The following is a 20,256-nucleotide window of genomic DNA, read 5'->3' as shown; positions in this document are numbered from 1 at the left end:
TCTCAGAGGTGTTGCTTGTAGGTGTCGTAGTCCGCGTCCGGCTCGCCGGTCGGACGGAAGTGGCTGATGTTCTCCACGGTCGTGCCCCACTCCTCGCGCGGTCGCCAGACGGCCTCGACCCGCATCCCCATCCGGACCTCCTCGGCCGGGACGTCGAGGATCAGGTGCAGGAAGGCGATGTCGGCCCCGTCGAGCAGCACGTAGGCCGAGACGTAGGGCGGCTTGATCTTCTGGCCCAGGAACGGCACGTTCACGATGCAGTACGTCGTGACGGTGCCGCTGTGCGCGAGCTCCACCTCGTCGGTGGTCGCGACCCCGTCGACCGGGCAGGCGCTGCGCGGCGGCACATAGACCTTGTGGCAGGTGGGGCAGCGCTGGCCGAGGATCCGGCCCTCCTCGAGCCCGCGGAAGAACGCCGACTCCTCCGGGGAGGCGGCGTAGAGGTAGTCCAGGGAGACCGGCGTGATGATGCCGGTGAGCGGGTCCTGCGCGGCCGTGAACGGCTGGAGCGCGTCGACTGCCGCGACGCTGTCGTCCGGCTCGAAGCACGCGATGTCGGTGATCACCCCGGTGCGCTCCTCGGCCCAGCGGACCCTCACCCGCATCCCGACCGACGCGTCGGCAGCGGACTCGACGTCGAGCGCGTGCAGGAACGGCACGCTCGCGCCGTCGAGTCGCACCAGCGCCCAGGCGAAGGGCCGGTCGAAGGGCTGGTCCTTGACCGGCTCGGGGACCCACGTCCAGGACACGACCGTGCCGGTGGGGGCCACCTCGACCAGGTCGGTCAGCTGCTCGTGAGTGTGGGGGTCGAACTCCGGGGGCGGCAGGACCACCGATCCGTCGCTGATGCGGCCGGCGACGAGGCGCCCGTCGCGCAGGCCGGTGAAGAAGGCGCCGAGGACGGGTCCGACCGAGCGGGTGTAGTCGAAGGCCACCTGGACCGGGGCCTGGAGAGTGCGGGTCATGGCTCGGAAGTGAAACATGTTCTAGTGTGTGTGGCAAGCGTCTCACCGGGCCCTGTGGCCCGACTCCGGAGGAGGTTGGATGAAGCTCGGTCTGCAGCTCGGCTACTGGGGAGCGGCGCCTCCGACAGGCGTCCCGGAGCTCGTCGCGGCGGCCGAGGAGGCCGGCTTCGACTCGGTCTTCACCGCGGAGGCGTGGGGCTCCGACGCCTTCACACCGCTGGCCTGGTGGGGCCGCGAGACGACCCGGCTGCGGCTCGGCACGGCGATCGTCCAGCTCTCCGGGCGCACCCCGACCTCGACCGCGATGCACGCGCTCACCCTCGACCACCTCAGCGGCGGGCGGATGATCCTCGGCCTCGGCGTGAGCGGTCCGCAGGTCGTCGAGGGCTGGTACGGCCGGCCCTTCACCAAGCCGCTCGCGCGGACCCGGGAGTACGTCGACATCGTCCGCCAGGTGCTGGCCAGGGAGGACAAGGTCACCAGCGCCGGCCCGCACTACCCGCTGCCCTACGCGGGTGACGACGGGGTCGGGCTCGGCAAGCCGCTCAAGCCGATCGTGCACCCGTTGCGCGCGGACCTGCCGATCTGGATGGGCGCCGAGGGTCCCAAGAACGTCGCCTTGGCCGCGGAGATCGCCGACGGCTGGCTGCCGATCTACTTCTCGCCGCGGATGGCCGACATGTACGCCGGCTGGCTCGACGAGGGCTTCGCGCGCCCCGGCGCTCGCCGTACCCGCGAGACGTTCGAGGTCGCCGCGACCTGCCACCTCGTGGTCGCCGACGACGAGGATCAGGCGGCCGCCGCGCGCGAGGCCTACCGGCCCTGGCTCGCGCTCTACATGGGCGGCATGGGCGCCAAGGAGCAGAACTTCCACAAGCAGGTCTTCGAGCGGATGGGCTACGCCGACGTGGCGGAGCGGATCCAGGCGCTCTACCTCGAGGGCCGCAAGGACGAGGCCAGCGCGTTGGTCCCTGACGAGCTGGTCGACGAGGTCACCATCATCGGCACCCCCGAGCAGGTCCGCGCCGGTGTGCAGCGCTGGGCCGACGCCGGCGTGACGATGCTGCTGCTGACCGCCCACACCCCTGACGACGTACGACGAGTAGCGGAGGTCCTCGCGTGAGCGACAGCACCATGAAGCAGCACGACCCCACCCAGCACGACTCCATGCGAGTCGGCACCCACAACGGCCACCTGATGGTCGCCGCCCTCAAGCGCCACCAGGACGTCCCGGTGATGCACCTAGGCGAGACCACGCTCACCGGCCGGGAGACGGCGGCGCGGATCAGCCAGTACGTCCAGGCCTTCGAGAAGCTCGGCGCCGGGTCCGGTGCCGGCGCGGCACTCCTCGCTCTGAACCGGCCCGAGGTGCTGTTCATCCTCGGAGCCGGGCAGACCCAGGGCTTCCGGCGCACCGCGCTGCACCCGTTGGGCTCGCTCGAGGACCACGCCTACGTCATCAACGACGCCGACATCACCACGATCATCATCGACCCCATCCCGATGTTCGTGGAGCGCGCGCTCGGCCTGCTCGAGCAGTGCCCCGGGCTGCGTCAGGTGCTGACGATCGGGCCGGTCCCCGCGGAGCTCAGCGCCGTGGGGACCGACCTCGCCGCGGCCGCCGCAACGTACGAGCCCGAGCCGCTCGCGGCCGCCACGCTGCCGTCCGACCACGTGGTCTCGATCGCCTACACCGGCGGCACCACCGGCAAGCCCAAGGGGGTCATCGGCACCGTCCAGGCGATGACCACGATGTCGCAGATCCAGATGGCGGAGTGGGAGTGGCCCGAGGCGCCGAAGTTCCTGATGTGCACGCCGCTGTCGCACGCGGGCGCGGCGTTCTTCGTGCCGACGGTGCTCAAGGGCGGCTGCTGCTACGTGCTGCCGCGCTTCGACCCGGCCGAGGTGCTCCGCACGATCGAGGAGGAGCGGATCACGGCCACGATGCTGGTGCCGTCGATGCTCTACGCGCTGCTCGACCACCCCGACTCGCACACCCGCGACCTGTCGTCGCTGGAGACCGTCTACTACGGCGCGTCGGCGATCAACCCGGTCCGGCTCAAGGAGGCCATCGACCGGTTCGGACCGATCTTCGCGCAGTACTACGGCCAGTCCGAAGCGCCGATGGTGATCACCTATCTCCCGAAGGGCGCGCACGACGACGCCCGGCTGACGTCGTGCGGGCGACCCTCGGCTTTCCTGCGTACGGCGCTGCTCGGCGAGGACGGACAGCCGGTGGCGGTGGGCGAGCCGGGTGAGATCTGCGTGGCCGGTCCGCTGCTCGCGGGCGGCTACTGGAACCTGCCCGACGCGACCGCCGAGACGTTCCGCGACGGCTGGATGCATACCGGCGACGTGGCCCGCGAGGACGAGGACGGCTTCTGGTTCATCGTCGACCGGACCAAGGACATGATCGTGACCGGCGGCTTCAACGTCTATCCGCGCGAGGTCGAGGACGTCATCGCCGAGCACCCCGCGGTCGCCCAGGTCGGCGTGATCGGCACGCCCGACGAGCGCTGGGGCGAGGCGGTGACGGCGATCGTCGTGCTCCGCGACGGAGCGGCCGGTGACGACGAGACGCGGGCGCGGGTCACCGCGGAGATCCAGGCGGCGGTCAAGGAGCGCAAGGGGGGAGTGCAGTCCCCCAAGGAGGTCATCTATGTCGACTCGCTGCCGCTGACGGCAGTCGGCAAGCTGGACAAGAAGGTGCTGCGCGCGCAGTTCTGGACCGGCGACAGGTCGATCGGGTGAGCAGCCGCTACGCGTCGCTGACCCGCGACGAGCTGGCCACGCTGCTGCCGGAGCTGCTGCTGATCGGGCAGCTCATCGACCGCTCCGGGATGGCCTGGTGCATCTCTGCTTTCGGGCGAGAGGAGATGGCGCAGATCGCGATCGAGGAGTGGGCCGGCTCCAGCCCGATCTACACCCGGCGGATGCAGCGGGCGCTGGGCTACGAGGGCACCGACGTGGTCACCATCTTCAAGGGACTCCAGCTCGACATCGGCGCCCCGCCGCAGTTCATGGACTTCCGCTACACCGTGCACGACCCGTGGCACGGCGAGTTCCACCTCGACCACTGTGGCGCGCTGATGGACGTCGAGCCGATGGGGGAGGCCTACGTCACCTCGATGTGCCACGACATCGAGGACCCCACCTTCGACGCGACGGCCGTGGCCACCAACGCCAAGGCCCAGGTGAGGCCGATCCACCGCCCGCCCCGCCTGCCCTCGGACCGCAAGCCGCACTGCGCGTGGACCGTGAACATCGACGAGTCCCACCCACCGGTCTCGCCGCTGCCGGCCTACCACGTGATCGCGCAGACCCGCGCGGCCAGCGTGGAGCTCGAACCCATCGACCCGAGCGACCAGGGGATGGGGGACTACTCCGGTCCGCTGCTCTCCGACGTGGACTTCGCTGCGTTCTCGCACTCCGCCCTGGTGCGGATGGCCGACGAGGTCTGCCTGCAGATGCAGCTGCTGAACCTCTCGTTCGTGCACGCCGTGCGCCAGCGGGCCGCGGACGAGGAGCAGACCCGCGAGATCGCCACCAAGCAGCTGGTGGGGATCGCGGGCATCGCCGCCGAGCGGCTGCACCGGGCGCTCGGGCTGCCCGGTGGCGAGGCGGGGGCACTGCGGGTGCTGGAGCTGCACCCGATGCTCAACCCCGCCGCCTATGTCACTGCTCACATACCGGACGAGCTCGCCGACTCGCTGCGCGTCGGGCCGAGCCCTGCTGCCGAGGACGGCGGCTGGATCACGCTGTGCGGGCCCGACCGGGCCGCGCCGCTGCAGGCGGTTGTGCGCGCTGTGGACCCCTTCCTCGACGTCGAGGTCGACGGGACAGAGGACGCGTGGTCCGTGCGCGTTGTACGACGTGAGGAGGCGGCGCCGGAGCCGGGCGAGGTGGCGGTGACCCGCTTCAGCACCGGTGCCGGGTTCGCCTTCGAGCCGCGGAGGTCGTTGCCGATCACCCCGGTGTGACCGCCGAGCGCGCTGGCGGGGCTCGAGCTGTGAGCCACGCAACGCGGCTCCGGTGTTGCGCTCGGTCCTGGCCGGCGGAGGATGGGGGTGAGAGGACGTGATCGCCATGGCTGCTCCGACCACTGACAAGCGCCAGGAACCCGGGCGCACCTCGATGCTCATCTACGGGCTGATCTTCGGGCCCGCGCTGGGCATGCTGCTCGCGCTGATCCTGGTCGGTGGCGACGCGATCGCCTGGGGGCTGATCGTCGGCGCAGGGCTGGGCGTCGTCATCGGCACCACCTGGGACGCCTGGGCCGAGCGCTGAGGCGCGGGCCGACCTCTCGCGCTGGTCCCAAGCCGTGCGGCTCACACCTCCGGCAGCACGTCCTGACCGCCTGCGGCCGAGGGTGAGGGAACTAACGGCCCCGATACCCGGTCGCGATTGCAGGTCACGACGCCGTCCAGGGCTACCATTCGCGCTCAGCCCCGAGAGGACCACCACATGGCGACCGACTACGACGCATCCCGCAAGTCCGAAGACGAGCAGAAGGAAGAGAGCCTGGAGGCCCGACGTCTCACGTCCGGTGCCCAGGACAAGACCTCGGGGAAGGTGGACGAGGACGAGGCCGAGCTGGCCGAGTCCTACGAGCTCCCCGGAGCCGACCTGTCGCACGAGACCCTCTCCATCGAGGTGACTCCCATGCAGGCCGACGAGTTCACCTGCACCGGCTGCTTCCTCGTCCAGCACGGCTCCCGGCGTGAGACCCCCTCCGTCGACCTCTGCCGCGACTGCGCCTGACTCCCGGGGCTGGCGCCTCCGGGAGCTAGGCCTCGAGCGGTAGGCGCACGCGGAAGGTGCTGCCGACGCCGACCTCGCTGTCGACCTCGATCCGGCCGCCGTGCGCCTCCACGATGCCCCGGACGATGCTGAGCCCCAGGCCTACCCCCTGGATGGCCTGTTGCTCGGCCGCGAGCCCGCGGAAGAACCGGATGAAGAGTCGGTCCCTGTCGGCGGCCGCGATGCCGATTCCGGTGTCGCTGACCACCAGTTCGGCCCGAGGGCCGTCCAGGCCGACCTCGACGGTCACGCTCCCGCCTGCCGGGGTGTACTTCACGGCGTTGGTGAGCAGGTTGTCGACGAGCTGCCCCAGACGCAGCGCATCCGCGACCAGCCACAGCTCCTCGGGCAGGTCGACTGCGAGACTCAGCCCCGCGTCGCTCGCGGCGGGGACCACTGCCTGGACCGCGTCGCGCACGATCTGGACCAGGTCGCATCGGCGCCGCGTGAGCGCGAGCACGCGTCCGGAGGTCAGCTGCGCACTCTGCAGAATGTCGCCGATCAGACGCAGGAGACGTTGCGCGTTGCGGTCGACGACGTCCAGCTGCCCCGCGACGTCGGCCGGCAGGTCGGGGCGCTCCTGCAACAGCTCGACATAGCCGGCGATCGAGGTGAGAGGCGTCCGCAGCTCGTGTGACACCAGCGCGATGAAATCCTCCTTGATCGCCATCGCCCGCACGAGGTCGGTGATGTCCGTCGAGGCCAGGGCAGCCCCTTCGAAGCTGCCGTCGGGCCCGCGGAGCGCTCGCGCTGACACGGACAGCGCCCGTCGGGTGAGCGGATCGGCTCCGACCAGCGTGCGACGGTCCTGGAACTCCTCGCCCTGGGCGGCGCGATAGGTCGGCGTCTCCTCCCGGGGCAACGGGGTGATGCCGTCCGGCCCGAACAGGAGGCCGACCTGTCCGGCGTGGCCATGATGGCCGTCGGGATGGGCCAGCTCGAGGAACTCCGCCTGACGCCGGTTGTGGGCCTGGAAGCGGCCCTCGCGGTCGAGCAGCACCAAGCCGACGTCGACCGCATCGAAGATGGCCTCGGACGCCCGCTGGTGCTGCTCGATGGTCGTCATCGCCGCGGCCAGCTCCTCGCCGCGGCGCTCGGCCTCGTCGCGCTCCTTGCGCAGCTGCTCGAGGCTGTAGGCGATCGCCAGGGCGCTCCACCCGGCGACGACAGTGATCAGCAACGCCCGCGCTGCGGCGAGCCCATCCGTTCCCAGGATGACCATGCTCGGCGTGGCGGCGAGCGCGGCGACCGCGATGACGGCGACCACAGCGCCTCGTCGACCGAGCTGCCGGCCCAGCCACAGGGCCGGCACCACGACCAGGATCCCGCTGGCGCTGCCCTCCTGGCTGATCCGCACCGCACCCAGTGCCGCGATGTCCATCACCGGCAGCACCGTCACCACCTGCGGGCTCAACCGGTGCCACGGGACGACGAAGGCCAGCACCGTCGCGACGACGGTCATCAGCAGGCCGGCACCGGGCCACCCGTTCAGCTCGATATCTCCGCCGTCTGCTGCGCGGATCGCGAAGTCGACGGCGACGAAGGCCGAGAAGACGATCTGGAGCATCCGTGGGTCGGGCGTCCTGGCGACGGCCAGCACGCGAACAGCGTCGATCGGGTGCAGGTCGTTGAGCTTGCCCATGCCCACCTCCGGGTCGGTTGGCGGACAGCCTGTCAGATCGAGCCTCAGAGCGAGGGCAGTACGTCCTTGACGGCGTCGACCACCTTCGCCGCCACCGGCCGCTCATCCCCGCCGCTGGCCCAGGCGGGGTCCTGTGGCAGAGGGCCCATCGGGTCCGCCTCCTCGGGTCCGGCGGACACTGCGGTGAGGGACCGGCGGAAGGCCTCGTCCAGTCCCACCAGGCGATGCCCGGTCGGCAACAGCATCTCCTGGAAGTCACTGTCTGCCGCGACCATGTCGTGACGCAGGCTCTCCACCAACGCCTCGACCGTCGGCCGTGGCACGTCGGTCAGACTGCCGGCCAGCGTCCCGACGAGCGCCGTCGGCAGCAGGGGTACGTCGACCTGGGGGCGCAGCAGCCCGGCGTGCGAGGTGAAGGCCTCGAGCAGCGCGCCGTAGCGCAACTGGTCGGGCCCACCGACATCGAAGTGGCGTGAGGGCCCGTCGTAGTCGAGTGCACCGGCCAACGCCTGCAGCGCGTCGACCACGGCGATCGGCTGCACCATCGAGTCCATCCAGGTCGGCACCGTGTGCACCGGGAGCCGCTCGCTGATCTGTCGGATGATCTCGAACGACGTGGACCCGCTGCCCAGCAGCACAGCGGCGCGCAGGACGACGACGAGGGCCGGGCTGTCGGTCAGGATCCGCTCGACCTCGCGGCGCGACTGGATGTGCTCGGAGAGCTCGTCGTCGGGGACGTCCGGCACCACGCCGGAGAGGTAGACGACCCGGGCGACACGGTGGGCGCGCACGCCCTCGGCCATGTTCTGGGCTGCCTCACGGTCGGTCCGCGCGAAATCGTCTCCGCCCATCCCGTGGATCAGGTAGTAGACCGCGTCCATCCCGTCGCAGGCTTCCGCCACCTGGGGTCCGTTCAGGGCGTCCATGACGACGGTCTCCACACGGTCCCCCCACCACGGCGGCTCCCGGTCCGGGTCGCTGGTGGTCGTGCGCACGTCGTGGCCGAGGTCGAGCAGGAGCGGCACCAGCCGGCTCCCGACATAGCCTGTCGCGCCGGTCACCAGGATCTTCACGTCGTCCTCATCTCGTCGTCACCAACACGGACCGTCAGTCGGTCAGAAGCCGCCGCCGTCAAAGCCACCGAAATCCCCGCCACCGAAATCTCCGCCGGCATCGCCACCACCGAAGTCGCCGCCGCCATCGCCGGAATCACCGCCACCGAAGTCACCGCCACCGAAGTCACCGCCACCGAGATCGCCGAACATCATGCCGCCCATGAACATCCACGTCATCGGCCCGAAGGCCCCGAAGTAGCCCATCGCGTAGGGCTCGTAGGCACGGCCCCCCTGCCAGTAGGGGACGCGCTGGGCCCCGACCATGACCTTGCGGGTGTCCGGCTCCGCCCCGGCCCGGACCCGCTCGACGTCGAGAGCGCAGGCGGGGACGTCCCGCGCCATGCCGTCCGGGGGCACGAAGGAGACGTCGGCGACGGAGAGACCATGACGCGGGTCGAAGAAGCACGGTGGACGCCGGGTCGGCAGCGCCTCGCCCGCCACCCGGGCACGCACGCACGCGATGGCGTAGCGGCCGTCCTCGACGATCTCGGTGATGTGCCGGATGTCGTCGGGGGAGGCGATGGCGTCTCCCGCAGCCTTCGCGGACTCGTAGGCATCGAGTGCGCGCTGGTAGTCGGCGTTCGCGCCGGCGTCCAGCGCGTGGCCGCTCATCTCGAGGTCGAGCTGCTGCAGGTCCTCGCCGAACGCGGTGACGTCCTCGAAGGCCAGCTTGCGCACCGGGGCGAGCTCGCTCTCGCGCCGGCTCAGCTCACGCTGCTTGTTGCGGCGTCCTGCGACGACGGCGATGACGACCACGGCCGCGAGGAGGAGCAGTCCCAGGATCGGATCCATGATCGGAGTCTAGGTTCCGCCGAAAGCCGGGTGTCGGCGGCGGATGTCACCATGATGTGGTGACCGGATGCAGCATCACGGACCTCTTCGAGCTGGTGGACCAGCTCCCCGAGGTCACGCGTACGGACAACGGCCGCTACTGGCGGCTCACTGTCGGCGGCGCGACCTTCGGCTACCTCTGGGAGCCGACGCGGACGGTGGGGCTGAAGCAGACCATCGCCGAGCAGCTCTCACTCGTGGCCGAGCGTCCCGAGACGTTCGAGATCCAGTTCACCTCCGGGGCCTTCGGGTGGGTGGTGGTGCGGCTGGCGGGCGTCGAGCGCGACGAGCTGGCCGAGCTCGCCTTCGAGGCCTGGCGGCTGAGCGCCCCGGTCACACTGACCGAACGACGCGGTGAGCTGCTGCCGCGCTGAGATCCCACCGAATACCTCTGGAGGTCCCATGCCTGTGTCGTTCCAGCTCGTGATCGACTGCGCAGCTCCTGAGCGGCTTGCCGCGTTCTGGGCGGAGGCGCTGCACTACGTCGCCCAACCCCCACCGCCGGGATTCGACACCTGGGACGACTTCTATCGCTCGATCGGTGTCTCGGAGGACGAGCTCGGCCAGGGACCCGACCGGATCGAGGACCCGAACGGCGAGGGACCGAGCATCTGGTTCCAGGTCGTGCCGGAGCGCAAGACGATCAAGAACCGCATCCACCTCGACATCGACGCCGGCGGTGGCCGCGCCCTGCCGCTCGCCACGCGGCGCGCACGCGTCGAAGCCGAGGCGAGGCGCCTGGTCGCCCTGGGCGCCACCCGGTCGAGCACGCTGTCCGAGGAGGGGCTGGACCACTACGCGGTCGCTCTGACGGACCCCGAGGGCAACGAGTTCGACATCTTCTGACGGACGGGTCCGCCGCGCGCCGTACGACCCCGATCGGCTTCGCCGCCGCTACCTTGTCCCCGTGGCCACGACCCTGCGCACGTCCCGTCACGGGCTCGGGCCCCTCCTCGGGGTCCATGCGGCGCTCCTGCTCGGCGGCGCGGCGGCGCTGTCCCTGGACCGGCCCGCCCAGGGCTGGGGCGTCCTCGCGATTGTCGTGGCGTACGTCGTCGCGCTGCTCGTGGTGTGCCGCCGCGAGGGTCGTGACGACCTGCTGGCGCTGGCCGGCTTCCTCGCGATCGTCTCGGTCTTCCAAGTGCTCCCGGACTGGGTGCTGGCCGATCTCGTCGGCACCCTGCGGTTCCCTGATACCGGCGGTCCGCGGGTCGACGACGTGATCCCGCTGGCGATGGCCGCCATGTGGGTCGCGCCGCTCTTCGCGGCGGTCGCGCTGAGCGGTGGCCGGCCCGGTCGCGCCGCTGCCCTCTCGGCGCTCATCTTCCTCGGCGCCGAGATCCTCGCCCCTACCCTCGGACTGTGGGAGCCGACCGGAGACACCCAGCGCCTGCTCGGCGTGGCGCTCTATGTGCTCCCCGCCGAGGCAGCGCTCGGCTGGGCCGCCGCGACCGCGTTCATCCACGTCCGCGACAGCTCGCTGGCAGTGAGGGCCGCCGCGGCGCTGGCGGTGTCGACGTTCTATCTCGGGGCGCTCGTGCTCGCACACTTCCTGATCGACGTCGCAGGCTGGCGCCTCACCGTCTGAGCGGGGGAGTCGCGGGCGTCCGATGCCGGGCGGCGAGCACCTGCTCGCGGAGGATGTCGGCCTGCCTTCAGAGCTCTGACCCGCTTCACATCGTGACGACGATCTTGCCGCGCGCGTGCTCCACCTCGAGGTGCCGCATGGCGGCTGCGGCCTCGGCCAGCGGGTAGACCCGGTCGATCACCGGTCGGATCTCCCCGCGCGCGGCCTGCGCGGCCAGCCTCGTGAGCTGCTCGGCGTCAGGTGTGGCCATCGGGATCTCCACGCGGAGGCCGAGCAGCCGGCCGAACAGCCCGGCCCTGGCCATCAGGCCGATCGGCCCGAGGAGCCTGCCCTCGCCCGGGTTGCCGCCGCCCGACAGCACCAGGGTGCCGCCCGGAGCGACGACGCGGCGCAGGTCGCGCAGCTTGCGGTTGCCGACCAGGTCGACCACCACGTCGTACGACGAGCCGCGGGCGGTGAAGTCCGCCTGGGTGTAGTCGACGACGTCCGTCGCCCCGAGTGAGCCCACCAGGTCGACGTTGCGGGTGGAGCAGACGCCGGTGACGACGGCGCCCTGGGCGGCGGCCAGCTGGACGGCGAAGGTGCCGACACCACCCGAGGCTCCGACTACGAGGACCCGATGACCGGCGGCGACCCCGCCCCGGGTCAGGAGGAGGTCGGCGGTGCATGCGGCCAAGGGGAGTGAGGCGGCGTGCTCCATCGAGAGCTCTTCCGGTTTGCGGGCCAGGCAGTCGTGCGGGACCACGGCGTACTCCGCCAGGGTCCCGTCGTCCTCGCCCAGCACCTCGTCCCCGACCTGCCAGCCGGTGACGCCGGGTCCGACGGCCTCGATGGTGCCGGCGAAGTCGCGACCGCGGATCGGCTGCCACGGGCGACGGCGCCCGAAGATCTTGCGATCCATCAACCGGGCGACCCTCGGCTCGCCCCGCATGATGTGCCAGTCGGCGGCGTTGACCGAGGCAGCGGCGATCCGCACGAGCACCTCGCCGGGGGCCGGCACGGGCCGGCTGACGTCCGCCACGCGGAGCACGTCGGAGCTGCCGTAGATGTCCTGCACGAGCGCCTTCATGGTCTCCCTCTGACGGTGGGACCGGGTGCTCCCGGTCGGCGCTTCGACGCTAGGGCGCGGGCGCCCGCCCAGCCATGGGGGTCGACCCTGGTCCGCCCCCGAGGGAACCGCTGCGGTGGCTCAGCCGCGCCGTCCCATGCGTGAAGCGCGCATCCAGGTCGTTGTGTGTCCTCGCGGGGTGTGCTCAGATGAGCGCACATCCCCATCCTCGGTGCAGTGATCGTCGTCCTCGGTGTCTCCGGTGCGGCCTACGACCGTGTGCAGAGGCGACGCGCCAGGAGGCTGCAGGCCGCCGGTGGGTCGAGCGGCTCCTTCGCAGGCAGCACCGATCCCTCGGTCCCGGCGTCCGCGATCGGCGCACAGGTGTCCACGAACCGCAGCGCCCAGAACACCCACATCTGAGCCCTTCGCAGGAGTGATCAGGCGTCCGGCCGGATCCAACCGCGCCGCAGACCCTCCTCGACGAGCCGTCCGGTGAGCGAGCCCAACGTGGTTGACGCGGCGACGACGCCCGCCTCCCGCGCCCGCACGGTCGACTCGGTGGCGCCCGGCATCTGCCAGGTCCCGCCGTGGTTGAGCCAGTTGAGCAGCATCGGCTGGAGCCGGTCCATGCCCTTGCAGAAGCGCGCCTCCGGCGTCTGCCCGGCCTCGAACTCGTCCCAGAGCGCGCGCATCTCGATGGCCTGGTCGGGCGGCAGCAGCGGGAAGAGCCGATCGGCCGCAGCCTCCTCCCGCTCGACCTGGCCGACCACCGCGGTGGCGTCGAAGACCGGGCTGTCTCCGGCATAGATCTCCACCAGGTCGTGGATGATCACCAACCTCATCGCGTGCCCGACGTCGATCGGCTCGTCGGCGTGCTCGGCGAGCAGCATCACCATCAGCGCGAGGTGCCACGAGTGCTCGGCGTCGTTCTCCCGCCGGTCCGCGGCGGCCAGCGGCGAGGCCCGCAGGATCGTCTTGAGCCGGTCGGCCTCGGCGATGAAGCTGAGCTGCTCCCGCAGCCGCTGGGGGAGGTCGTCGGGCAGCGGGCTGGCGTCGATCATCAGGGCGTCATCGTCCAGGGAGTCAGGCACCCCTCGAGCCTAGCGTTTCGATCTCCGCTGGATCCGTGGTGCCGAGTCGTGCCAAGATGCCGCTCCAGCGGCGCTGTCCAGCGCCCAGCCCAGCGCATCGGCCCCAGTCCGAGCGACCGGGCGAAGGGGAGCAGATCCTCGGGCGATCGGATGGCACTCGTCGCTCCACACGCACTGCGGCGGCGGACTGGGGACGCATCGCAGTCGAGGTGAGCACAGTGACCAAGGACCGTGACTTCAAGAAGGTCGTCCGAGCGCGGATGGCCCGGACCGGGGAGACCTACGCCGCTGCGCGTGCGGTCGTCGAGCAGCTGTCCCCGCCGACCCGGCCGGCGCCTCCGGACGAGCCCGCGGACACGTCGTACGACGTGGCGCGCCGTGAGCAGGAGCGGCTCGTTACCCGCCTGTTCACCGACGGTCGGCTCGCCCAGGTCCCGGCCAAGCGCAAGACGCGTGCGGGAGCGCTGTTGGAGGTGCTGACCCGCTTCGAGCCTGGGCGGGACTACGACGAGCCCGAGGTCAACGACATTCTCCGCGCCGTCCACGAGGACTTCGCCTACCTGCGCCGCGAGCTGGTCAACTACCGCTATCTGGAGCGCTCCGAGGGCCGCTACCGGGTGGTCTCGCGGGCCCCGACCCGGGCGCCGGTCGAGCATCAGGAGATCCCGGAGTGGGAGGCCGCCTGGCTGCCCGGCTTCCTCGCCTCCGGACCTCCAGCGTCACGTTGAGGCAGAACTCGTTGCCCTCGGGGTCGGCCAGCACCACCCACGAGGCATCCTCCGGCTGACCGACGTCGACGCGTCGCGCGCCCAGCTGCAGCAGTCGCTCGAGCTCCTCGTCGCGGGTCACGTCCACGGCCCGCAGGTCGAGATGCAGCCTGTCCTTGACCTGCTTGGGCTCCGGAACCCGGGCGACGTCGATCGCAGGTCCGTCACCGTCCTGCGCCCCGATGGTGATCACCTCGGCGTCCCGCTCGAGAACCTGCCAGCCCAGAGCCGCGCACCAGAACGCGGCGACCAGGTCGGTGCGGACAGCGTCGATCACGATGGCGGAGATCCTGCTCGGCATGCTGACTCCCTTTCCGGTCAGCGTCCGCGAGCGCTCGACCGCCCACCTCCGGCGACTCCCGATCTCCAGCCTGCTACTCGCTCATCGCAGCACCGTAGATCCTGGGCTGGCCCGCGTCGCCCCTCGTGGTCAGGCGAGCGGCTCGCTGGCGCGGGAGCGGTCGGCCCCCGCGACGGAGACCCGGGCGGTGTCCCGCTCGCCGTGCCAGTCGAGCACCATCACCGTGGCATCGTCCTGCAGGCTGTGCCCGGCCGCGGCCAGCGCGCTGTCCGCGAGGGCGCGGACCACCTCGCGCGGGTGCAGGTCCCGACTGTCCTTGATAGCGCCGGGCAGGTCGATCCCTGCGACGTTGCGCTCCAGCATGCCGTCGGTCACGAGGACCACGCGGTCGCCCGGCTCGAGGGAGAGTCGGGTGCTGCCATAGGTGCTCTCGGAGAACATGCCCAGCGGCAGGTCGACGCGCAGCTCCGGCGAGATCAGCTCCGACCCGCGCAGGACGTACGGCGCGACGTGCCCCGCGTTGATGACCTCGACCGTGCCGGTGCCGAGGTCGACGCGCCCGAGCAGGCCGGTCACGAAGTCATCGCCCGCGCGCCTGCTCGCGTGCGCGGCCAGGGCCTCGTTGGTGGCCGCGGCCTGCTCGAGCAGCGTCATGCCCCTGCGGCGCGCACCGCGGAGCCCGCCGAGGCACATGCTGGCCGTGAGGGCGGCGTCGACGCCGTGGCCCATCGCGTCGGTCAGCGACAGGTAGAGCGAGTCGCGGCCCAGGCTGTAGTCGAAGGTGTCCCCACCGATGCTCGCGGCCGGCTCCAGCCACCCGGCGAGGGTGAACGAGGCGGCCTCGCAGGTGCGTGCGGACGGCAGCAGCCGCTGCTGGATCTCGGCCGAGAGGCTGTAGTCCTCGCCGCGCTGGCCCCACTCGAACAGGTCGGTGTGGCGGCGGTTCGCGATCACCACGAACGCGAGCAGATGCGCGACCTCGGCGATCTCCGCGACGACCCCGTGGTCGGGCTCCTGGGGCAGGTACATCTCGAGCAGCCCGATGGACTCACCACGCTCGGTCACCGGAGCCAGCACCCGCCACAGGCCCCCCGCGGCATCTGCCTCGGTCGGCAGGACCTGCACCGTCTGGGTGCGCAGGGCCTGCTCCGGCGGGCCGCCGTCCAGGGGGATCACCGTCGCGGACTCGGCGTCGTCGCGTCGTTCGCCGTCGACCAACGGATCGTGGCCATGGCCCAGGGCGGGGACGAGCGGCACGTGCGCCAGCCGCGCCAGAGCACGCCCGGACTTGTCCATGATGAGGAACGAGACCGAGGCCGCGCCGAACGCGAGGCCGAGTTCGTGGGCGACTCCGTCGATAGCCTCGACGGGCGAGGCGGCCTCGGCCGCCTCGAGGACGCGTCCGACGACTGTGGTCCTGCGCGGACGCTGCATCAGCGGAGCATAGCCCTCCGGTGGGCGCAGCGCCGCCGAGGCGGTCGAGGCCGGATCGCCGAGGGTCGGACCTCAGACCGACGCGAAGTGGGGCAGCAGCAGCCGCGCAGTCTCCTGCGGCTTCTCCAGCGCCACTGAGTGACCCGCATCGGCGACGGTCGCCTCGCGGCCACCGGCCGCCTGAGCGATGTTGACCCCGGAGATCGGCTGGGGGTAGGCGTGGTCCTGGTCGCCGGCGATCGCCAGCACCGGCACCGCGCAGCCGGCGAGCTCCTCGACGATGCGGGTGCGATGGATGACCTGGTGTGCGGCATCGCCGATGGAGGGGCCCAGCGCCGACATCCGGGCGCGCCAGTGGTCGATCATCGGGCCCCCCGCGGCCAGCGAGGCGTCACCGAACATGATGTGGAGCAGGACGTCGATCGCGGGAGCCCCGCCGTGCTCGCCGAGCGCCTCCACCAGAGGAGCGAACTCCGCGAGCTGGTGCTCCTCCTCGGCCGAGGCACCCAGCGCGGCGACCGTGCGCACGAGCTCAGGGTGGCGAGCCGCTAGACGCAGGGTGACGAAGCCGCCCATGGAGTTGCCGACGGCGTGCACGGGCCCGATGCCCAGGGCACTGATCAGCGCCGCCGCGTCCTCGGCGAGGTGGTCCATCGACAGCTCGTCGCGGTGCGCGCCCGGGGCGCTGTCGCCCTGCCCGCGGTGGTCGTAGGCGACCGTGCGGTAGCCCGCGTCGTTCAGCAGGGCGACCAGCGGGTCGAACATGGTGAGGTCGAAGAACAGCGAGTGGCTGAGCAGCACCACCTCCGCGTCCCTCGGCCCTTGGTCGACATAGGCGAGTCGAGTGCCGTTGACGTCCACGTGCTCCATGACTTGTGCTCCTAGCGCTTGGGTGAGTCCCCGTACGATGCGACGCTAGTCACACCGCTCGGGGTGGGTCTCACCGATTCGCGCACGAGGAGGACGGATGCACGCACGCTCATGCAGGGCTGCGACATGACGCTCGGCTACGTGACCGGGGCCACGGACACGCGCCTGCTGGCCCCGGAGGCGCGCACCCGGGCGTGGTGCGAGCACGTCAGCGACAACCACGGCCTCCTCGAGCTCGAGTTCGGGGCCGCCCCGGCGTTCGTCGGTACGACGCTGGTGCAGCGCTGCGGCGGCGTCCAGCTCGTCGAGTTCTGGTCCGAGGCGATCGCCTATCACCGCCGCGCCGACGCGGTCGACCGGGACGGTGACGACAGCCTGCGCGTGGTCCTACCCCTCGCCGGCTCTCTGCGGATCGTGGCGTCGGGAGAGCGCCACGACCTGGCTCCGGGACGGGCGGGCACCGTGTCGATGGAGCGGGGCTTCTCCTTGGAGCAGGACCGACACGCTCGTGCTCTGATCCTCAACCTCCCACGAGGCTGGTGGCCGGCGCAGTCGTTGGACCGCCCGGTGATCTGGGACCTCGTGACGGGCCCGGGTGCGGTCTTCGCCGCGATGCTGCGTCAGGTGGCGGCTCAACGAGCCGACCTTGATGCGGACTCGTTCGTTCGGACGTGCGAGGCGGCGGCACTCGTGCTGCCTCGCGACGCGCCGACCGACCTCGGCGCCCAGGCCCTGCCGATCGTCCGTGAGCACGCCGACCAGGCCGGCTTCGGCCCGACCGAGCTGGCGGCGCGGCTGGGCTGGTCGCTGCGATCGCTGCAGAAGGCGATGCGCGCGGCCGGCACCGGCCCTGCGGAGATGATCCGCACGCAGCGGCTCGAGCGGGCTGCCTCGCGGCTGCGCGATCCCGGCTGGCGCGCCCACACGATCAGCCACATCGCGCACGCGTCGGGGTTCGGGTCGGTGACGGCGTTCAACACGTCGTTCCGGGCGCGCTTCGGCTGCAGTCCCACCGACTACCGGGGCACTGCCTGACGAGGGTCAGCCCACGATCGCGAAGGTCGCCAGCGCGTCGACCAGCGACCGGCCCTCCTGCTCGACGTCGGCCTCGCAGACCGTCAGGTGCTCACCGCGCTTGCGCACGGTGGCCGTCACCCGCAGCCGCCCGGGCCTCCCGGGACGCAGGTAGGTGATGCTGAGCTGGCTGGTTGCCGGCGTCTCCCCGTCGACGGCGCTGCGCACAGCAGCACCCATCGTGGTGTCCACCAGTGTGGCCAGCAGGCCGCCGTGCACGGTGCCCGCGGGGTTGAGGTGGCGCTCGTCGACGTCGACCTCGAGCGTCGCCCGTCCCTCGCCCGTCTCCGGGGGAGCAGCGCCGATGAGCGCGAGGAATCCATGGTCGCTGTCAGTGTCCGTCACGCGACGGCAGTACCCATCCGCCCATGCTCGACTCGTGGCGGTCCCGGTGACACCCATTTTCGCCGGATGCGAACCTGGCGACCCCCACCCGGCGTAGGAGAGGTGTGACGAGACGCGATCAGGAGTTCACCGAGTTCTTCGCGGCCCACGCCCCGGGGCTGCGGCGGACGGCGTACGTCGTCGTCCGGGACTGGCACCTGGCCGAGGACCTGACCCAGCAGGCGATGGCCAAGCTGTACGCCGCGTGGAGTCGCACCCGCGAGGCGACCCGGCTGGCCTATGCCCGTCGGATCGTGGTCAACGAGTGCCTGAGCCACCTGCGCCGCAGACCGCCCGAGACCTCGGTCGCGACCCTGTTCGACGGCCCGGCCCACGCCGAGCCGGCCGAGAGTCCTCTCGACCTGGGCCAGGCGCTGGCGCTGCTGCCTGCTCGGCAGCGCGCGATCATCGCCCTGCGCTTCCTCGACGACCTGTCGGTCCACGAGGTCGGTGGCGTGCTCGGCATCGCCGAGGGGACCGTCAAGAGCCAGACCTCCCGCGCCCTCGACACACTGCGCCGCCACCTGCCGGACCTCGAGCCCGCTCTTCCGGGCCGATCCGCTCCCTACACGCCGGAGGAAGACCGATGACCAACGACGACCTCGCCACGTTGCTGCGCGACCACGTCACCCGCGACGAGCCTGCGTTCCCACTGCCGGACGTCGCGCTGGCCGAGGGGCGTCGCCGTCGCCGCCGTTCTCGCATCACCCTGGCGGGAGGATCCCTGGCCGCCCTCGGCCTCATCGGTGCGGTCGTCGTGCCGCTCGCCTCGCGCGACGCGGCACCTGCGGGAGCCGAGCAGGTGATGGATCCCGCCTCGGCAGCCGCGCTGGAGTCGTACGACGCCCGCGAGATGCCCGCCCTGATGGACGAGCGGGTGCGCGAGGTCCTCGACCGCAGCGTGCCCGACCTGGGAGCCTCCCGGTTCACGGCCTTCGACAGCCAGCACAACGACCTGCCCGAGGAGCACTGGGACAAGGCGAGCGGACTGAGCGTCGAGTACGGCGCGCGCGAGCACTCCTGGTCGGTGTCGATCAGCCACGCACGAGGGGAGGCCGAGGGGGACCCCGACAAGTATTGCGCGAGCGGGTTGGAGGAGGGCTACTACCTGGAGTGCGCCGTCGAGCGGACCGACGGCGGGGACGTGGTGATCAGCAAGCTCGAGGCGCTGCGGCCGATGCGGGGAGGGGGCTGGATGGTCGTGGACGGCGCGCGGCTCGCCGACTTCAGACTCGACCGGCTCTGGTTCGACCACACCGTGAAGGTCGTCAAGTCCGAGACCCTCGTGACCTACGTGTCCGAGGTGGTCAAGGCCATCGACCGTGACCCCGCCGGCGCCGGGTTCGCCACCCCGATCGCCGACCTGGCCGAGATCGGAGCCGACCCGGTCCTGGTGATGCCGCTGCCCCCACCGGGCGAGAACGGCTGCCCCGCCTGGTCGCTGGACGGCGAGAACCTCTCGTGCGGTACGACCGAGGGCGTCACCCCGAACCCGTGATCTCTCAGGACTAGCGACCCTCGAAGCTCGGCTTCCGCTTCTCCGCGAACGCGCGCGGGCCCTCCTTGGCGTCGGCCGACGCGAAGACCGCGGCGCCCACCTTGGCGTCGTCGGCCCAGCACTCGTCCTCGTGCTTGCCCTCGGAGTCGCGCATCGTCTTGAGGATGGCCTGGACGGCGAGCGGGCCGTTGGCCGCGATCTGGTCGGCGATCTCGTGCGCCTTCGACAGGGCCGTTCCGTCGGGGACGACGTGTCCGATGAGCCCGATCTCCTTGGCCTCCGGGGCGAGCACGTGACGACCGGTGAGCAACAGATCGGCGGCGACGGTGTAGGGGATCTGGCGGACGAGGCGGACAGCGGAGCCGCCCATCGGGTAGAGGCTCCAGCGGGCCTCGGAGATGCCGAACTTGGCGGACTCGCCGGCGACGCGGATGTCGGTGCCCTGGAGGATCTCGGTGCCGCCGGCGATCGCGGGGCCCTCGACGGCCGCGATCAGCGGCTTGGTGAGGCGGAAGCCCTTGAGCAGCGACTTGATGCGCGACGGGTCGAACTCGCCGGACTCGAAGCTGTCGGTCGGCGCCTTCTTCGTCATCGCCTTCAGGTCGGCGCCGGCGCAGAAGTAGCCCCCGGCCCCGGTCAGGATGACCACGCGCACGTCGTCGTCGGTGTTGGCGCGGTCCCATGCGTCGCTCATGATCGCGAGCATCTCGCTGGACAGGGCGTTGCGGGCCTCGGGGCGGTTCATCGTCACGACCAGCTTGTGGTCGGCGTACTCCACGATGCAGTGCGGCTGGTCCGCGGCGGGCGAGGTCTCGGGGGCGATGGTGTCGGTCACGGGGGTGAGT

23 protein-coding genes and 1 pseudogene are annotated in these 20,256 nt (G+C 71.3%); 13 read left to right on the top strand and 11 right to left on the bottom strand.

Annotated features, from left to right (window positions below; all coding sequences use genetic code 11):
* Positions 1-2: 2 nt before the first annotated feature.
* Positions 3-965, bottom strand: a complete 963-nt coding sequence (locus tag ACYU7L_RS02340) for a Zn-ribbon domain-containing OB-fold protein (protein WP_460793573.1) — start codon at positions 963-965, stop codon at positions 3-5.
* A gap of 79 nt (positions 966-1,044) precedes the next feature.
* Between ACYU7L_RS02340 and ACYU7L_RS02335 the strand changes: the two genes are divergently transcribed.
* The 5 genes from ACYU7L_RS02335 to ACYU7L_RS02315 all read left to right on the top strand — a co-directional run bounded on the left by ACYU7L_RS02335 (position 1,045) and on the right by ACYU7L_RS02315 (position 5,726).
* A complete protein-coding gene (locus tag ACYU7L_RS02335; RefSeq protein WP_460793572.1) occupies positions 1,045-2,088 on the top strand; it encodes an LLM class F420-dependent oxidoreductase in 1,044 nt (347 codons plus the stop codon).
* Positions 2,085-3,716, top strand: a complete 1,632-nt coding sequence (gene fadD8 / locus ACYU7L_RS02330; protein ID WP_460793571.1) for a fatty-acid--CoA ligase FadD8 — start codon at positions 2,085-2,087, stop codon at positions 3,714-3,716. Before ACYU7L_RS02335 ends, fadD8 begins: the two co-directional genes overlap by 4 nt.
* Positions 3,713-4,945 carry a hypothetical protein gene (locus tag ACYU7L_RS02325; RefSeq protein WP_460793570.1) on the top strand — a complete coding sequence of 411 codons (1,233 nt, stop codon included), beginning with the start codon at positions 3,713-3,715 and terminating at the stop codon, positions 4,943-4,945. Before fadD8 ends, ACYU7L_RS02325 begins: the two co-directional genes overlap by 4 nt.
* Positions 4,946-5,051: 106 nt before the next feature.
* A complete protein-coding gene (locus ACYU7L_RS02320) occupies positions 5,052-5,252 on the top strand; it encodes a hypothetical protein (protein WP_460793569.1) in 201 nt (66 codons plus the stop codon).
* Positions 5,253-5,429: 177 nt separating this feature from the next.
* Positions 5,430-5,726: a DUF4193 domain-containing protein gene (locus ACYU7L_RS02315; protein WP_460793568.1), complete on the top strand. Its 297-nt coding sequence runs from the start codon at positions 5,430-5,432 to the stop codon at positions 5,724-5,726.
* Positions 5,727-5,751: 25 nt separating this feature from the next.
* On the opposite strand, the gene ACYU7L_RS02310 is transcribed toward ACYU7L_RS02315, so the two are convergent.
* The 3 genes from ACYU7L_RS02310 to ACYU7L_RS02300 are packed head-to-tail and all read right to left on the bottom strand — an operon-like array spanning position 5,752 to position 9,314.
* Entirely contained in the window at positions 5,752-7,407 is a 1,656-nt protein-coding gene (locus tag ACYU7L_RS02310) for a sensor histidine kinase (RefSeq protein WP_460793567.1), read from the bottom strand.
* 44 nt (positions 7,408-7,451) lie between these two features.
* Positions 7,452-8,480: an NAD(P)H-binding protein gene (locus ACYU7L_RS02305; RefSeq protein WP_460793566.1), complete on the bottom strand. Its 1,029-nt coding sequence runs from the start codon at positions 8,478-8,480 to the stop codon at positions 7,452-7,454.
* 42 nt (positions 8,481-8,522) lie between these two features.
* The gene (locus tag ACYU7L_RS02300) at positions 8,523-9,314 is read right to left on the bottom strand and encodes a hypothetical protein (RefSeq protein ID WP_460793565.1); all 792 of its coding nucleotides are present in this window, start codon (positions 9,312-9,314) and stop codon (positions 8,523-8,525) included.
* 59 nt (positions 9,315-9,373) lie between these two features.
* Between ACYU7L_RS02300 and ACYU7L_RS02295 the strand changes: the two genes are divergently transcribed.
* From ACYU7L_RS02295 to ACYU7L_RS02285, 3 genes are all read left to right on the top strand, one after another.
* On the top strand, positions 9,374-9,727 hold the full coding sequence (locus ACYU7L_RS02295) for an MmcQ/YjbR family DNA-binding protein (RefSeq protein WP_460793564.1): 354 nt from the start codon (positions 9,374-9,376) through the stop codon (positions 9,725-9,727).
* Between the two features lie 28 nt (positions 9,728-9,755).
* On the top strand, positions 9,756-10,199 hold the full coding sequence (locus ACYU7L_RS02290; protein WP_460793563.1) for a VOC family protein: 444 nt from the start codon (positions 9,756-9,758) through the stop codon (positions 10,197-10,199).
* Between the two features lie 61 nt (positions 10,200-10,260).
* Positions 10,261-10,941: a DUF6989 domain-containing protein gene (locus ACYU7L_RS02285; RefSeq protein WP_460793562.1), complete on the top strand. Its 681-nt coding sequence runs from the start codon at positions 10,261-10,263 to the stop codon at positions 10,939-10,941.
* An 85-nt stretch (positions 10,942-11,026) separates the two neighbouring features.
* Here ACYU7L_RS02285 and ACYU7L_RS02280 read toward each other — a convergent pair whose 3' ends face one another.
* The gene (locus tag ACYU7L_RS02280; RefSeq protein WP_460793561.1) at positions 11,027-12,010 is read right to left on the bottom strand and encodes an NAD(P)-dependent alcohol dehydrogenase; all 984 of its coding nucleotides are present in this window, start codon (positions 12,008-12,010) and stop codon (positions 11,027-11,029) included.
* Positions 12,011-12,226: 216 nt separating this feature from the next.
* Here ACYU7L_RS02280 and ACYU7L_RS02275 point away from each other — a divergent pair, with 216 nt between their 5' ends.
* The gene (locus ACYU7L_RS02275; protein ID WP_460793560.1) at positions 12,227-12,412 is read left to right on the top strand and encodes a hypothetical protein; all 186 of its coding nucleotides are present in this window, start codon (positions 12,227-12,229) and stop codon (positions 12,410-12,412) included.
* Between the two features lie 17 nt (positions 12,413-12,429).
* Here the strand turns inward: ACYU7L_RS02275 and ACYU7L_RS02270 are convergent, their stop codons facing one another.
* Complete coding sequence (locus ACYU7L_RS02270; RefSeq protein WP_460793559.1) at positions 12,430-13,083, bottom strand: HD domain-containing protein; 654 nt, start codon at positions 13,081-13,083, stop codon at positions 12,430-12,432.
* A gap of 218 nt (positions 13,084-13,301) precedes the next feature.
* Here ACYU7L_RS02270 and ACYU7L_RS02265 point away from each other — a divergent pair, with 218 nt between their 5' ends.
* Positions 13,302-13,811 (top strand): DUF2087 domain-containing protein, encoded by a 510-nt coding sequence (locus ACYU7L_RS02265; RefSeq protein ID WP_460793558.1) that lies wholly within the window; start codon positions 13,302-13,304, stop codon positions 13,809-13,811.
* A gap of 10 nt (positions 13,812-13,821) precedes the next feature.
* Here the strand turns inward: ACYU7L_RS02265 and ACYU7L_RS02260 are convergent.
* The 3 genes and pseudogenes from ACYU7L_RS02260 to ACYU7L_RS02250 all read right to left on the bottom strand — a co-directional run.
* Positions 13,822-14,151: pseudogene (locus ACYU7L_RS02260) on the bottom strand (VOC family protein); the annotation flags it as partial.
* A gap of 129 nt (positions 14,152-14,280) precedes the next feature.
* Entirely contained in the window at positions 14,281-15,585 is a 1,305-nt protein-coding gene (locus ACYU7L_RS02255) for a PP2C family protein-serine/threonine phosphatase (RefSeq protein WP_460793557.1), read from the bottom strand.
* A 72-nt stretch (positions 15,586-15,657) separates the two neighbouring features.
* A complete protein-coding gene (locus ACYU7L_RS02250; RefSeq protein WP_460793556.1) occupies positions 15,658-16,455 on the bottom strand; it encodes an alpha/beta fold hydrolase in 798 nt (265 codons plus the stop codon).
* A gap of 126 nt (positions 16,456-16,581) precedes the next feature.
* Here ACYU7L_RS02250 and ACYU7L_RS02245 point away from each other — a divergent pair, with 126 nt between their 5' ends.
* Positions 16,582-17,490, top strand: coding sequence for a helix-turn-helix transcriptional regulator (locus ACYU7L_RS02245; protein WP_460793555.1), 909 nt, complete (start codon positions 16,582-16,584; stop codon positions 17,488-17,490).
* A 6-nt stretch (positions 17,491-17,496) separates the two neighbouring features.
* Here the strand turns inward: ACYU7L_RS02245 and ACYU7L_RS02240 are convergent, their stop codons facing one another.
* Complete coding sequence (locus ACYU7L_RS02240) at positions 17,497-17,874, bottom strand: PaaI family thioesterase (RefSeq protein WP_460793554.1); 378 nt, start codon at positions 17,872-17,874, stop codon at positions 17,497-17,499.
* A gap of 104 nt (positions 17,875-17,978) precedes the next feature.
* Here ACYU7L_RS02240 and ACYU7L_RS02235 point away from each other — a divergent pair, with 104 nt between their 5' ends.
* Both ACYU7L_RS02235 and ACYU7L_RS02230 read left to right on the top strand, forming a co-directional pair.
* Complete coding sequence (locus ACYU7L_RS02235) at positions 17,979-18,503, top strand: RNA polymerase sigma factor (protein ID WP_460793553.1); 525 nt, start codon at positions 17,979-17,981, stop codon at positions 18,501-18,503.
* Positions 18,500-19,411, top strand: a complete 912-nt coding sequence (locus ACYU7L_RS02230; protein ID WP_460793552.1) for a hypothetical protein — start codon at positions 18,500-18,502, stop codon at positions 19,409-19,411. Before ACYU7L_RS02235 ends, ACYU7L_RS02230 begins: the two co-directional genes overlap by 4 nt.
* Positions 19,412-19,421: 10 nt before the next feature.
* Here ACYU7L_RS02230 and ACYU7L_RS02225 read toward each other — a convergent pair whose 3' ends face one another.
* Positions 19,422-20,246, bottom strand: coding sequence for a crotonase/enoyl-CoA hydratase family protein (locus ACYU7L_RS02225; RefSeq protein WP_460793551.1), 825 nt, complete (start codon positions 20,244-20,246; stop codon positions 19,422-19,424).
* Positions 20,247-20,256: the final 10 nt, after the last annotated feature.

This window comes from Nocardioides pacificus (genome assembly GCF_054775955.1).
The sequence above is the reverse complement of the archived record's forward strand: the minus strand, read 5'-3'. Positions and strand labels throughout refer to the sequence as shown.